The organism is Gammaproteobacteria bacterium (assembly GCA_015709635.1).
GTDB lineage: Bacteria > Pseudomonadota > Gammaproteobacteria > Burkholderiales > Nitrosomonadaceae > Nitrosomonas.
Genome location: CP054180.1, coordinates 1,407,074 through 1,421,108 on the forward strand (window position 1 = coordinate 1,407,074; position 14,035 = coordinate 1,421,108).

Below are 14,035 nucleotides of genomic sequence, written 5' to 3' on the forward strand. Positions count from 1 at the left end.
AAACAACAGCCTAACTTTAAAGGAAATAACGATTGCGCTGATGCTAGGGTGTGGGATCAGCGGTAATATATTAGGTCATGACGGTGTCGATGACGGCGATGGATCGGTTACGGCAGTGCCGGGATTACCAGAATGCCAAATCATAGCAGCCGCCCGGTTATTTGATGGTATCAATTTTCCACAGGACAATATGGCAGTACTGGTCGAAGGTGACAAGGTCAAGCAGATAGGCACCTTAGCCGACCTCAGCGGATCATGCGCCAATCAAATCAACCTGGGCGATGCGACCATTTTGCCCGGATTGATCGAATCGCACGCACATATCACATTTCAGAGTGTCGATAAAAATGCGGTTCTGGAGCATGGCATAACAACCGTGCAGGATACCGGCGGGCCTTTAATGGCGCAAGAGGGCGGCGATGGAAAGCTGCGCCTGTTGAGTGTCGGTCCGATTATTCAAGCGGTCGGCGGTTATCCGCTCAACATTTTTGGCGGCGGCGACGGCGGTTATGACAAAATCGGTATTCATGTCGCATCGACAACCGAGGCCGAGAAAGTCGTCACCGATCTGGTCGCCGGTGGAGCAACCGCAATCAAAATGGCGCTGGAACCGGGGGGAGAAACCGGTGCTCCCTGGATGCAACCGCACGATGGTCCGGTACCGGTCACTCCTTGGCCGATCATGTCGCAAGAGATAGCCAATGCCATCGTGGCTAAAGCGCATGCATTAGGAAAACGCGTCATCGTGCATACCGGTGAAAACACCGGATTTGAACGGGCACTGAACGCGGGCGTCGATGAATTCGCTCATATCCCTTGCGCCGAAATCAATGAGGATTTATTACAGCGTGCAGTGGATCAGGGCGTTACCTTCGTAACCACCATCGATACGCTGGCATCATGTGTGAATACTGCCACCGGCAAAGGTATTCACTCCAATACCATGAGCTTGACGAGCAAAGGCGCCAAATTTATTTATGGCTCTGAGATTGGCCATGACAACGTGCCTTGGGGGATCAACGGCGAAGAATTGCATATGATGCTGCACTTGACCAGCGGAGAATCGATCGATTTTACCGATGTTGTCAATGTGTTCAGGGCAGCGACCGGCAAAGCCGGGGAGCACCTGGGATTGGCTCCGCTCGGCACTTTGGTGTCAGGTGCACCAGCGGATATCATCGCGGTTAAAGGGAATCCATTCGAAAAATTCAAAATTCTGGAATACCCGGGTTTAGTAATCTCGGGAGGACGTACGATCGTCAATAAATTCATTAATCAATCGTCAGCTACCAGCATTGAATGTTTCCTCACCTGGGCGGAAGGAAAATATCCCGAATTGTTATCACCGGCAGGTGCCGCTACCGTGGTTTCAGGCTTTTACAGCTACCGCTATTACACAAAAACGCAAACTTATGTGGGTATCGCCTCAACGGACAATCATGTTTATTTCATGAAGCAGTCGGATGGGTTATTGCGGGACGAAGGCCCGCTGGCGAATTGGTTGCCTGTGTCCGGATGCCAGTAAATTAGCTTATTGAGTATTAGATCTTTAAACAAAAACGGCAACCTGCGGGTTGCCGTTTTTGTTTGTCTTAATGAAACTTAGAAGCGGAAATTGTATTGAGCATAGAAAAGATCGGCATTGATTCCCGGTCTTTGTTTTTGCAGAAACTCACCACTAAATAATTTCGAGTATCCAATCAAAACATCCTGGTGACGGTCGATATGGAAATTTGCACGGAAGTCCATTTCATCGCCAACATGACTGCCGGATTGCCCCGTGATATCTCGCATTGATGCTACACCGCCAGCGTTATATAAATAATCGCGCGAATTTGCCAAATAGAATCGATGGTATTGGGAAATAAACGTGAGCCAAGGCATCGGATGCATCGTGAGCTGCGCATTAAAATCGTGAATGTTTTGCCGCCCTACACGATCGATGAAACCGAGATAATAGTGACCAAACGGAAATAATTGATTAAAGGTATTGCTTTTGCCGTCATTGGGATTGCTATCGCCGGATGCGAAATCATAGCGTATCCAGCCTTGCGGGTTCATCGGCAGCGGCATGCGATAACCCACTCCGGCTGCTACGGCAAAAGCGGAAACATCCAGGTTGGAGCGTTGACCGAACTGATACATACCTTCCAATTCATACAGCAAGTTATCAAAGTTTCCAACCAGACGGCCGCCGAGCGTATGAGTATCGGCATTGCCTTGCAAAATGTTTCCAGCCAATAAATTGGCGGCGGAAACGTTGCGATCATTGATTAAGCTGAGGAAATAAAGATCAATAACGTGACCGGGTTTCGGTTTGTTGGTCGCCCATAGACCGAAGAAGTTTTGTTGCGTATCCCAGTTATCAAAATTACCTTTCTCGGTAATCATCGGACGCATCCAGAACGCATCCAAATCCCATTCCGCCGTGCGCCAGAAGGTTTTAACACCTTGGAACGTTCTCCGTGTGTTAACCCAATCCAACGTGGAGATCAATCGTTGCGATCCGTACATCATCTCTTGACGGCCGAAACGGATATAAACCGGACCATTGTTTATATTCGCCAATTTAACATCGGCAAACAGATTAAGCATGTCGGTGTGGTTCCGGTCGGTTGCCAGCGGAGGCAAATCAGCTCCGAGAATGCGCGCGTCTATGAACTCCGCGAATAAACGCACCTTGTCCCGGTACCATAAATCGGCATGGAATCGGGTACGAAGCAAGTGGAAGCTATTGTCCGTACCGGCGGCATTCAAACGGCTATCCGTTTCTTTTTCGTAGCGATACCAGAAATTACCGCCAAACGATAACAGCCAGTCGTCAGCGAAACGTATTCTTTTGACGGGATCAAAAATATCTTTTTCATGTCCCGGCGTATCCAGATAACGAAAGTCGATATCAAAGGCCGGTGTAGTCAGCAATGCAAACGGTGCATAAGGTGCAACCGGTGGTTTTTCCCGCTTGTTGCCGGTGACCAGATCCAGCAATGAATAATAACCCGGTCCGGTGGGTGGCAGCATGAATAAACCGGGACGCGATGCCGCGGTGACCGGCGGTACCTTGGACATATCGAATTTACCGTCCGCGGCTTTCGGCGTTTCGGCAGCTTTAGGCGCCTCAGCGACCTTCGGTGTCTCTGCAGCTTTGGGGGCAGGGGGGGTTGCTGCTGCAGGCGGGTTTGCGCAGACCTGCAATGCCATTCCCATACCCAGCATGCCGATGCAGAGTTTTAACAATCGCTGCCGCGCGTTTCCTGCCAGAGCAAGCTTGCGCTCACGATGGGAGAATGCTGAGAAAATGAAACATCTCGAGTTGTTCATTAATAAGCTCCGTCGTTAATAATCCAGGTTTGTAATCAACCGGAATTGGTTGATTGATATCAGAAAATTGCGAGCATTATACCGTATGTCATGAGTTTTCTTGGCGCAACAATATCAGCAATGACACAAATTCAGTGCCGCATTATAAATTGCGACAATTCATCCTAAAGTGTGGAAAAGTGCCTAAAAACAATGCTTTTTTACTCTTGATCAGTAAATTAATGTTTATTTTGTTAATTTTTTATTGAAATTAAAATTAAATAACTGATTGATTTTAGAAGGATTGATGAAGTCTTGGTTTTGTTGTAAATCAACAACATAGATCAATATAACACCGGTAACCGGCGCCCATGACCACTGGCGATGTCATGAATTTATTTTGACGGCATACCCCATGTGCTTAATCTGCTCGCCTAATTCAGATAACCAGGCATCATGGATTTTCGACAGCCGGTCTGCTTCCGGTTGTAATGAAGGCCGTGCGATACCGTACAGCAGAACACCTTGGATTCGAACTTGAGCGTCGATTAAGTGCTGCAGGAAACTTAAATAAGCAGTGACTTCTGCTTGTGGCGGCGGCTCGTTATCCAATTGAAAAATGCAAGTCTGCAACCAGGTAGGGCAGAGTGACGCTGCAATGGCCAAATGATTGCGGATTTTTTTCAGACTCATCGAGGTGTTGTTGATCCGCTGTCTCTCTTTTGCCGAAGCGCGATCGAATTTGAACCAGACTTCGCCGTTCAATTCACCCATACGCTTCAGCCCGGCTTGTACATTCGGCCGATGAATCAAGCTGCCGTTGGTGATAAGCACGATTTTCAAATCCGCCGGTAATGCGAAATCTTGTTTGACGCGACCAATCAGTTCGATCACTTGATCGAACTCTTTCGCGCTGGTGGGTTCGCCATTACCGGATAAGGCGATATCGTGAATTTTCCGCATCTCGGGCGCTACATGCTGCTGCAGATAATCACCTTCTGTGAGTTCGCGCAAAAAAGACCGCAACTCGGCTTCCAGCCGATTGAGATCGATACGTGGTGCGGAGCCGCGCTTCAAATCCGGCACTTGGCAATAAATGCAGCGCCAGTTGCACGCATTGTTCGGATTCAAATTGATACCGATCGAAACACCACCGGCGCGGCGCGAAATGACCGGATACACGTACAAAAGCCCGGCGCTGTCGCGGCTGTGATCCGTCGTTTTCAATAGTTTTGATTTTGCTTGCAATGTTACAATCCCGGTTATTTATTTCGCGCTTTAAATTGATACGTATGGTTATTACACGCCGGCTGGAGTTTGACGCAGGTCACCGTATTTCAACACACAACAGTCAATGCCGGCATTTGCACGGTCATCGTTACTGCATCGAAATCACGCTTTCGGGTAACATTATCGCTGACGAAGGCGTCGCACAGCAAGGCATGGTTATGGATTTTTCCGAGGTTAAACGCATCGCTAAATCCGTGCTGGTCGATCAATGGGATCATGCATTTTTGGTCTATTCGGGTGACACGAAAGTTCTACAGTTTTTGCAATCGATTGAGGATCATAAAACAGTCGTACTCGATGTGCAGCCGACTGCGGAAAATTTGGCGCTGATTGCTTTTGAAGTTCTCGATGCAGCCTATCAGGACAGCTATGGCAATCATTTGCAACTCGAGCAAGTGCGCCTGTTTGAAACACCGAATTGCTGGGCGGATGCGCTACGCGGCGCCGTATAATTTTTAAAAATTTTTTTCATCACTATGTTTATCGATTCACACTGTCATCTCGATTTCCCTGATCTCGCCAAAGATCTCGATCAATTACTGCTCAACATGCAGCAAAATAAAGTCTCGCACGCGCTTTGTGTCAGCGTCGATCTGCCGCATTTTCCGCGCGTGCGTGCATTGGCGGAAGCGCACGATAACTTGTTTGCATCCGTCGGTGTTCATCCCGATTATGAGGATCAAATCGAACCGCAGGCCGATCAGATTGCAGAACTGGCAAATCATCCCAAGGTCATCGCCATCGGTGAGACCGGTTTGGATTATTTTCGTTTGCAAGGCGACTTGGAATGGCAACGGGAACGCTTCCGCCAGCATATCCGTGCCGCCCGGAAAGTAAATAAACCGTTGATCATTCATACGCGTGCCGCTGCAGAAGATACGCTGCGGATCATGCGGGAAGAAGGCGCCGATCAGGTGGGCGGTGTCATGCACTGTTTTACCGAGAACTGGGAAGTGGCGCAGCAAGCGATTGCGATGAATTTTTACATTTCCTTCTCCGGTATCGTGACGTTCAAAAATGCCGTGGCGTTAAAAGAAGTTGCCAAGAACATTCAATTGGATAGAATGCTGATTGAAACCGATTCCCCTTATCTTGCGCCGGTGCCGTTTCGCGGCAAGCAAAATGAGCCGGCTTTCGTGCGGCATGTCGCGGAAGAAATCGCGCGATTGCGCGGTGTGAGTCTGGAAGACATTGCCGCTGCAACAACGGATAATTTTTTTAATTTATTTAAACTACCTCGAGATGGCGTACTTATTTAAATTACATGGTTTATCGCTATGCACGGCAGTGTTGCTGATGTGCCTATCGTTCCAGGCTTCCGCCGGTGTTCAGGAAGATTTTATCTGGGCGGTGGAAAAAGGGAATGTATCCGACGTTTCGCAATTACTTGAAAAAGGCGCCAATCCGGATACGCCGAACCGCGAGGGCTATACGCCATTGATGATTGCTGCCAAGGAAAGAAATCTGAAAATGACGCAATTGCTGCTCGATGCCGGCGCCAAGCCGGATATTCGCAACCGTTATGGAGAAACTGCGATCATGCTGGCCAGTTATCATGGTTTTACCGATCTGGTGCGATTGCTCTACATCAAAGGTGCCGAAATCAATCACAAAGGCTGGAATCCGTTGATTTATGCGGCATTTGGCGGACACTTGGATACCCTGCAAATGCTGCTTTCCGGCGGCGCCGACATCAATTCACTAACCGATAACGGTTCGACCGCTTTGATGATGGCCGTTAGGGGGAATCATCTGGATGCGGTTTCTTTACTGCTCAATAATGGCGCCGATCCATTGATCAAAAATGAACACGGTGATAACGCCTTGGCATGGGCGGAAAAATACAATCATCCGGATATCGTAAAATTTCTGCAGAACCGCAAAGCCGCGAAATAAATTGAATACGCACACGCTTCCCCTAGAAAGAATGTGATCATGTCATCGCTGCAAGGAAAAGTCGCTATTGTTACCGGATCGGCACGGGGCATCGGTGCCGAGATTGCAGTGACGTTAGCCAAAGCAGGCGCCGCAGTTGTCGTCAATTATGCGGGAAACAAGGCCGCTGCGGAAAGTGTGCGCGCAACCATTACCGCAACAGGCGGTGAATGCCTGGCGGTGCAGGCCGATGTCAGCGATCCAGCGGCCGTGCGGAAACTCTTCATGACGGCAATCGAACGTTTCCGGCAGATCGATATTCTCGTCAATAACGCCGGAATTCTGGTATTTAAGGAAATTGCCGAAATCAGCGACGATGAATTCGATCGCATCGTCGATATCAATTTCAAGAGTGTTTTTTATACGCTACGCGAAGCGGCGGTAAAACTGGCGGATCACGGGCGCGTGGTCACTGTTTCCAGCACCGTGACGCGCTTGATGCTGCCTAAATACGGCGCGTATGCCGCGACCAAAGCAGCTGTCGAGCAATTGACGCGGATTTTTGCCCGCGAAACGGGGAAACGCGGTATCACCGCCAATATCATTTCACCCGGTCCGGTCGATACGGAACTGTTCCGCGCAGGCAAAACGGCGGCGGATATCGAACGCATGGCTGCGATGGCGGCATTGGGAAGGCTGGGCGCGACGGATGATATTGCGCAAGTGGTGTTATTTTTGGTCAGCGACGAGGCCCGCTGGATCACGGGGCAAAATATTGGCGTCAACGGTGGAATTATTTAACGGATAGGGAAGGGAGAAGCGAATGCGTATCGGCGTGCCTAAGGAAATTAAAATTCATGAATCCCGGGTGGGACTGACGCCGGCAGCGGTACGCGAACTGGTTGCCCATGGCCATCACGTCATGGTGCAGAAAAACGCCGGCATACAAATCGATTTGAGTGACGATAAGTATCGCAGCGCAGGCGCGGAGATTGTGGATGCGCCGCAGGAGATTTACGCCAAAGCCGATCTGATCGTCAAAGTCAAAGAACCGCAAGCATCCGAGCTGCCGTTGTTACGCGAAGGGCAAGTATTGTTCACCTACCTGCATCTGGCTCCCGATCCGGTGCAAACCAAAGCCTTGATGGATTCCGGCTGTATTGCCATCGCTTATGAAACCGTGACCGACAGTTTCGGCGGCTTGCCATTGCTCGCGCCGATGAGCGAAGTAGCGGGGCGCATGGCGATTCAAGCCGGGGCGCACGCGCTGGAGCTGGATCAAGGCGGCCGCGGCATGTTGCTGGGCGGTGTGTCCGGCGTGCCCGCTGCGCGTGTCGTCGTGATCGGCGGCGGTGTCGTCGGTACCAATGCCGCCCGCATTGCGATGGGCGTGGAAGCGCATGTCACCGTGCTGGATAAATCGATCCACCGCTTACAGCAACTGGATTTTCAATACGGCTCGAGAATCAATACCGTGTTCTCGACCGTGGACGCTGTTGAGGAGCATGTCTCAAGCGCCGACCTGGTCATCGGCGCGGTCCTGGTTCCCGGCGGCGCCGCTCCCAAACTGGTGACCCGGGAAATGGTCAGCCGCATGAATCGCGGTGCTGTGCTGGTCGATGTTGCCATCGACCAAGGCGGCTGTTTCGAGACCTCCAAACCGACCACGCTGGCCAATCCTATTTTTACCGTCGATGGCGTGGTGCATTACTGCGTTTCCAACATGCCCGGCGCCGTTGCCAGAACTTCCACATTCGCCTTGAATAACGCCACGTTACCGTTCGTGCTGGCGCTGGCCAATAAAGGCTATCGCAAAGCGCTGACGGACGACGTGCATTTACGCAATGGGCTGAATGTTTTTCAGGGCCGGTTGACGTATGAAGCGGTGGCGCGGGATTTGGGGTTGGTGTTTACACCGGCGGTGGATGTGCTGGCGTAATTCAATTCTGCTCATCAGAAGTGAGTGCAGCAAAGTTTTTGTTAAAAAAGGCCTTATCCTGATTTGACAAATAACCTAGCTTACAAATGATGAGACGGTGATCCAAGGTAAATAGCTTTAACCGGATGATCGATGCCACCGGTAAACCCGCACTATTCAAATCAATGATGGGTGTGTCCAACGGCCAAGGAGCGTGTTGAGCTGAAGTGATCATGGCCATTACGCTATGGCCAATACAGTCATTGAATGCTGTCGCGGAAGAGATAATCAGTGCAGGTCTGCTCTTGCTGGCCTGCTGATCGGTGAAGGGGAAAGGAACTTTGACAACATCGTAGCGATTATAGATTACGGTAGGCTTCGTCATCTTCGGCACTGTTCCATTCCGATAAAGCATCGTTTAATGCAGTCAAGTAACTCGTATCGAGAGGCTCTTCCACTCGATGTACCGATATTTTACCGTTCTCCAGCACTTCCCAAGCCAGCGTATCGCCTGCTTTGAGCTGTAACCGTTTACGCACTTCTGCGGGTACCGTGATTTGGCCTTTATGGCTTAATTTAGCAAGTTGAGACATCCCACTGCTCCTTAACTTTTGTGAGGATTCATTACGGTAACGTATATCTGGCTAGGCTGCAATTACCTGTGTATTGGGAAGAATGCGGAGATATATTATTAAGCCAATTTATTAACTTGGCTGATATCCGAGATAGATGCAATATCGTCCTTTTCCGATTGCTGAACCCAATACAAATCAAATCCCAGCGGGTTTGGAGGTTGAGCCAATAATCCGCTGATATATTAAAGAACTTCGCCAATCGTAATGCTGTGCTTGGCGTAACGCCACGTTTTTGATTGACCAATTCGTTAATACGCTGATACGGGACATGAATGGCATCTGCCAGTTCCCGTTGACTGATGTTCATTGGTTCCAAGAATTCAGCACGAAGCATTTCGCCGGGATGTGTGGGTTCTCTATCGGTTGGAATACACATAGAATAAGACCTTTATCAGTGGTAATCGATAATTTCAACATCATAAGGGCCTGAATCACTACATTTGAAGCAAGCCCGATATTGATCATTGATACGGATACTGAATTTCCCTTTTCTATCACCAAACAGACTTTCGAGATAATTGCCCGGTGGTATCCGTAATTCCTCCAGAACCAAAACTGAGTCCAATTGATCGAGTTTTCTGCAAGCCACCCTCCATAAAGATTGGGGAAGTAAGTTACGAGTCAGCTTGGAGTTTTTTTTCGTTAAAAATGTCTTCAGTCGCTTGATTCTTGAAGAAAACTATCATGCTGGCATGATAGCACGGTATGCATGCTATTCAAGTGGCAATTTTGCCAGAATGTTTGAATTTTCTTTCAAACAGAATGCGCATGGGAAGAAGGTTTTGTAGAGTACCAAAAGGAAAGCATATTGCTTTTCATTCGGCGTAATACCGAGTGCTCACACGAACTGATAATTAGTGTATACGGACCTCGAGGCAGCTGTATGCCATCGTTTAATATAAGCATTTCTAAGTACTGCGGGATCCGCTTTTGTTTGGTGTAAAAACCAACTCAGTAAGCCGTCCCACTGAGTGAGATCACCTTCTGGGAGAAGGCGCCACTGTAATTGCTCAAGAGTCCAGTTTGATTTAATACTGTTCGTGAGCATTGAACAGCATACGTAGTTGTTTTCTGAGTCGGAGCCACCTCTGGCGATAGGAACAATGTGATCAATGGTTGGGAAAAGCTCCCAATATGCCATATGTCCTTCGCTCATCTTTCCATTTTTATGATACGGAAATTCTGCCGGAAGATAATGTGACATAAGGCGAAGTACGGGAGGAAATACGAGTTTTGTGCCTCGGTAACGATCAATGAAGCCATCTCGCAGGAAAATTTGAGTCATAACAGCGGGTGTATAATTCCTGCCGGCGTTTTGAGATGGACAAAAAGGATATTCAGTAGAAATTATGTGGGATGCACCAACAAAATCCCCAGCAGTTATAAGTCGACATGCGTTTTCAATCGTTGTGCTGTGTTCGATCTTCATAAATTTAGATCGCTCTGTATGATAAGAAACAGACTGGATGAAGTTTGCATCACTCAATATTCTGCACCTGCTCGCGCATTTGCTCGATAATCACCTTGAGTTCCATCGAAATCCGCGTAATTTCCAGGTCGACGGATTTTGAGCCGATGGTGTTGGCTTCGCGGTGTAGTTCCTGCATCATGAAATCGAGTTGTTTGCCCACGGCGCCGCCTTTGTTGATGATGCGTTCGACTTCGTCGAGGTGGGCTTGCAGGCGCGACAATTCTTCGTCGACGTCGATTTTGCCGGCGAATAGGGTGATTTCCTGGTGAATGCGTTCGTCTTCGTTGCTGCCGAGAACTTCTTCCAGGCGGGTGCGCAGTTTTTCCTCAAACGCGGCGATCAGCGCCGGGATGCGTGGCGATGCGGTGTGCAGTAATTGGCGCATTTGTTCGATGCGCTCGAGCAAAACGCCTTTGAGTTTGCTGCCTTCGCGTATGCGCGCGGCTTTTAAATCATCGAGCGCGGTTTGCAGCAGCGTCATGCCGATTTTGTCGGATTCTTCGCCAAGCGTCGTGTCGCTTCCCAGCATGCCCGGCCATTTAAGGATTTCCGCGACGGTTAATGAGGAAGCTGCCGGGTGGCGCGTTTTGACCGCTTGCTCCAACTGTAGCAATCGTTCCAGTAAGGCGTGATCGAGCTGTTGCGAATTTTCAGTGTTTGTGGATGGGGAAAAATTCAGGCGGCATTCAACTTTGCCGCGGCTGAGCTGGCTGGTTAGCAGTTCACGCATGGCCGGTTCCAAGCGGCGAAAATCATCCGGCAGGCGGAATTGGATATCGAGATAGCGGTTGTTGACCGAACGGATTTCCAGATTGAAGGATCCGTGAGGCATTTCCTGCGTAGCGGCGGCGTAGCCGGTCATGCTGAAAATCATGATAGCGGTGTTTTTAAAATGTGAAAGGGAGAATAGCGGGATAAGCTGAGCAAGTTGTCGTCGCAGACTGCCGGTGCGGGTTTATGGTCGAGCAGGCCGGTCACGGTAAAGGGCATGTCTTTATTTTCCGGATCAAACACGATTTGGCTGGCATCGATGTATTTGTAGTCGCCCGGTGCATTCAAGCGCCATAAATTGGGGATATTGGGGTAGGGCTGGTGCAGGCAATACGCCGCGGTGTCGCCATGAACGACCAGAACCGGTTTTTTGAATTGCCTGGCTTTGTGCTTGATCAGGTCGCGCAGCAAGCGGAAACCGTCGCAATCGGTGCGGTTGCTTGCGCTGCAGGCGGGTTTTTCATAATCGAAATCGAACATGTCCGCCTGGAAAGCGATCACCACCGCTTGTGCCGATTCCGCCGTGGCAAAGCGTTGTTGCAGCCATTCGGCATTGGCCTGGTCGCGCCGGTCCGCTTCATTCAGTGCATCGTCGATGTTGCTGCGCAGAATTTCACTGCGGCCATTATTCGTGCCGGGAATATGCAGCGTGGCGAAAGCGACGGGACCGATGTCCCACCGTGCATTCTCGATAAAACCTTGCTGCCGGACAAGGCTCGGGATATCGCGGGTCAATTGCTGCCGGTCCTGCTGAAAAAACAGTTGGCGCAGATAACCGAGGCGCTCCAGTTCATCATACCGCATTGAAGTATTAAACCGGTCGCAATCCGTCCAGTCGTTATCGCCGGGGGTGTAGACTATTTTATGCGGATTGAGGCGCGCAATCTGGCGGTAATGATCCTGAAAAAGATCGTCGCCGCATGCTAGCCGGCCTCTTTTAAAATCGCCCAGATGGATCAGCACCGGCGGATTCAATGCGTGAATGGCTTTGGCGATGGCACCGTTGGGTTGTTCCAGCAATGCGTATTCGGCATCGCTATACGGCATGTCGCCCAGCACCACAAACCGGACGGTTTTTTCGGCGACGGAAGATACCGTGTCATCCGCTGGTGCAGGCGCAGAAAAAATAAGAACGAACAGGAAAAAATATGCCTTGCGGATCATGCCGTCATGTGGCTCTGAAAAACCAAACCGGCGTGTTCGCGCAGTTTATGGAAGCGGATGGCAGGCCAGTTTTCTTCCGCGACACTGAGTTCTGCACCGAAAGAAGCCAGGAAAGTCGGCGCATCGACAGCGTCGTAGGCGATACGGTGCGCGTTGGCTTCGATAAAGCGTTGCAACTCGCGCGGATCGTCGCAGGTAATCCAGCGCGCCAGTTGATATTTGGCGGATGTAATCCGCGCTGCGACACCGTATTCATGCTGCAAGCGGTGCGCCACCACTTCAAATTGCAAGGTGCCGACGGCGCCGAGCAGCAGCATATTGCCCAGGTGCGGACGGAATACCTGAATTGCACCTTCCTCGCCGAGTTGCGCCAATCCCAGTTTCAGTTGTTTGCTGCGCAGCGGGTCGGCGATTTCCACGGTACGGAAAATTTCCGGCGCGAAAAAAGGCAACCCGGTAAATTGCAGCACTTCGCCTTCGGTCAAGGTATCGCCCAGTTGCAGCGTGCCGTGATTCGGTATACCGATGATGTCGCCGGGGTAGGCTTCTTCCAGAATGTCGCGGCGCTGCGATAAAAAGGATACTACTGTGCTGGTGCGGATATCCTTGCCGTTGCGCGCGACTTTCAGGTTCATGCCGCGTTTGAATTGCCCGGAACAAACACGTACGAATGCGATACGGTCGCGGTGCGCCAGATTCATATTGGCTTGGATTTTGAATACCATGCCGGAAAATTTCTTTTCATCGGGTTGCACTTCGCGTTGAATGGCGTTGCGTGATTCGGGTGGCGGCGCCAGATCGACCAGTGCATCGAGAATCTCGCGCACGCCGAAATTATTGATCGCCGAACCGAAGAAAACCGGGGTTTGCTTGCCGGAGAGGAAAGCTTCGTGATCGAAAGCCGGTGATGCGCCATTAATTAAGTCAATTTCCTGCATTGCGGTGGCCAGTTCCGTGCCGAATCGCTGTTGGATTTTTGCATCGTCAAATCGCGTAATTACTTCATTTTCAGTGTCGACGCGATCCGATCCCGGTTGGAATACGCGCATGGAATTGTTTTGCAGATCGCACACGCCGTGGAAATTCTTTCCCATGCCGACCGGCCAGGTGAACGGAATAGTCGACATGCCGAGGGTACGCTCGATTTCGTCGATCAGATCGAGCGGCTCGCGCACTTCACGGTCCATTTTGTTGACGAAAGTGACGATCGGTGTGTTGCGTGCACGGCACACTTCCAGCAGGCGCAGCGTTTGCGCTTCGACACCATTGGCGGCATCGATGACCATCAACGCCGCGTCGACGGCAGTCAGCACGCGGTAAGTATCTTCCGAGAAATCCTGGTGACCCGGCGTATCGAGCAAATTGATGACGCAATCGCGGTACTCCATTTGCATGACTGAGCTGGCAACCGAAATGCCGCGTTGCTTCTCGATTTCCATCCAATCCGAAGTGGCATGACGGCTGGCTTTGCGTGCTTTGACGCTTCCCGCGATATGGATCGCGCCGGCGTACATCAGCAATTTTTCCGTTAATGTAGTTTTTCCCGCATCGGGATGCGAAATAATGGCGAACGTGCGGCGGCGCGCCACTTCTTGGTGAATACTCATAATT

14 protein-coding genes and 2 pseudogenes are annotated in these 14,035 nt (G+C 50.4%); 6 read left to right on the top strand and 10 right to left on the bottom strand.

The genetic code is table 11. From position 1 onward, the window contains the following. Positions 1 to 40: 40 nt before the first annotated feature. A complete protein-coding gene (locus HRU78_06415) occupies positions 41 to 1,525 on the top strand; it encodes an amidohydrolase family protein (protein QOJ24947.1) in 1,485 nt (494 codons plus the stop codon). A gap of 77 nt (positions 1,526 to 1,602) precedes the next feature. Here HRU78_06415 and HRU78_06420 read toward each other — a convergent pair whose 3' ends face one another. Both HRU78_06420 and HRU78_06425 read right to left on the bottom strand, forming a co-directional pair. After that, the gene (locus HRU78_06420; protein ID QOJ23333.1) at positions 1,603 to 3,321 is read right to left on the bottom strand and encodes an alginate export family protein; all 1,719 of its coding nucleotides are present in this window, start codon (positions 3,319 to 3,321) and stop codon (positions 1,603 to 1,605) included. A gap of 366 nt (positions 3,322 to 3,687) precedes the next feature. Beyond that, on the bottom strand, positions 3,688 to 4,548 hold the full coding sequence (locus tag HRU78_06425) for a radical SAM protein (protein QOJ23334.1): 861 nt from the start codon (positions 4,546 to 4,548) through the stop codon (positions 3,688 to 3,690). 44 nt (positions 4,549 to 4,592) lie between these two features. Between HRU78_06425 and queD the strand changes: the two genes are divergently transcribed. Genes queD through ald form a run of 5 tightly spaced genes read left to right on the top strand, consistent with a single transcriptional unit; the run spans position 4,593 to position 8,404 of the window. After that, the gene (gene queD / locus HRU78_06430) at positions 4,593 to 5,042 is read left to right on the top strand and encodes a 6-carboxytetrahydropterin synthase QueD (GenBank protein QOJ23335.1); all 450 of its coding nucleotides are present in this window, start codon (positions 4,593 to 4,595) and stop codon (positions 5,040 to 5,042) included. 24 nt (positions 5,043 to 5,066) lie between these two features. Beyond that, positions 5,067 to 5,849, top strand: coding sequence for a TatD family hydrolase (locus HRU78_06435; GenBank protein ID QOJ23336.1), 783 nt, complete (start codon positions 5,067 to 5,069; stop codon positions 5,847 to 5,849). After that, complete coding sequence (locus tag HRU78_06440; protein QOJ23337.1) at positions 5,833 to 6,486, top strand: ankyrin repeat domain-containing protein; 654 nt, start codon at positions 5,833 to 5,835, stop codon at positions 6,484 to 6,486. Before HRU78_06435 ends, HRU78_06440 begins: the two co-directional genes overlap by 17 nt. 39 nt (positions 6,487 to 6,525) lie before the next feature. Next, a complete protein-coding gene (locus tag HRU78_06445; GenBank protein ID QOJ23338.1) occupies positions 6,526 to 7,266 on the top strand; it encodes an SDR family oxidoreductase in 741 nt (246 codons plus the stop codon). 22 nt (positions 7,267 to 7,288) lie between these two features. Further along, the gene (gene ald, locus HRU78_06450; protein QOJ23339.1) at positions 7,289 to 8,404 is read left to right on the top strand and encodes an alanine dehydrogenase; all 1,116 of its coding nucleotides are present in this window, start codon (positions 7,289 to 7,291) and stop codon (positions 8,402 to 8,404) included. A 1-nt stretch (position 8,405) separates the two neighbouring features. Here ald and HRU78_06455 read toward each other — a convergent pair whose 3' ends face one another. The 8 genes and pseudogenes from HRU78_06455 to HRU78_06490 all read right to left on the bottom strand — a co-directional run bounded on the left by HRU78_06455 (position 8,406) and on the right by HRU78_06490 (position 14,031). Continuing rightward, entirely contained in the window at positions 8,406 to 8,768 is a 363-nt protein-coding gene (locus HRU78_06455; GenBank protein ID QOJ23340.1) for a type II toxin-antitoxin system PemK/MazF family toxin, read from the bottom strand. Further along, entirely contained in the window at positions 8,743 to 8,976 is a 234-nt protein-coding gene (locus HRU78_06460; protein ID QOJ23341.1) for an AbrB/MazE/SpoVT family DNA-binding domain-containing protein, read from the bottom strand. Before HRU78_06460 ends, HRU78_06455 begins: the two co-directional genes overlap by 26 nt. Positions 8,977 to 9,074: 98 nt before the next feature. Next, positions 9,075 to 9,394: pseudogene (locus tag HRU78_06465) on the bottom strand (HigA family addiction module antidote protein). Between the two features lie 15 nt (positions 9,395 to 9,409). Then, positions 9,410 to 9,704: pseudogene (locus tag HRU78_06470) on the bottom strand (type II toxin-antitoxin system RelE/ParE family toxin). Positions 9,705 to 9,856: 152 nt separating this feature from the next. Next, positions 9,857 to 10,504: an HNH endonuclease gene (locus HRU78_06475; GenBank protein QOJ23342.1), complete on the bottom strand. Its 648-nt coding sequence runs from the start codon at positions 10,502 to 10,504 to the stop codon at positions 9,857 to 9,859. Continuing rightward, complete coding sequence (locus tag HRU78_06480; GenBank protein QOJ23343.1) at positions 10,497 to 11,363, bottom strand: YicC family protein; 867 nt, start codon at positions 11,361 to 11,363, stop codon at positions 10,497 to 10,499. The genes HRU78_06475 and HRU78_06480 overlap by 8 nt, the downstream gene beginning before the upstream one ends. Continuing rightward, positions 11,360 to 12,424, bottom strand: coding sequence for a hypothetical protein (locus HRU78_06485; protein ID QOJ23344.1), 1,065 nt, complete (start codon positions 12,422 to 12,424; stop codon positions 11,360 to 11,362). Before HRU78_06485 ends, HRU78_06480 begins: the two co-directional genes overlap by 4 nt. After that, complete coding sequence (locus HRU78_06490; GenBank protein QOJ23345.1) at positions 12,421 to 14,031, bottom strand: peptide chain release factor 3; 1,611 nt, start codon at positions 14,029 to 14,031, stop codon at positions 12,421 to 12,423. Before HRU78_06490 ends, HRU78_06485 begins: the two co-directional genes overlap by 4 nt. Positions 14,032 to 14,035: the final 4 nt, after the last annotated feature.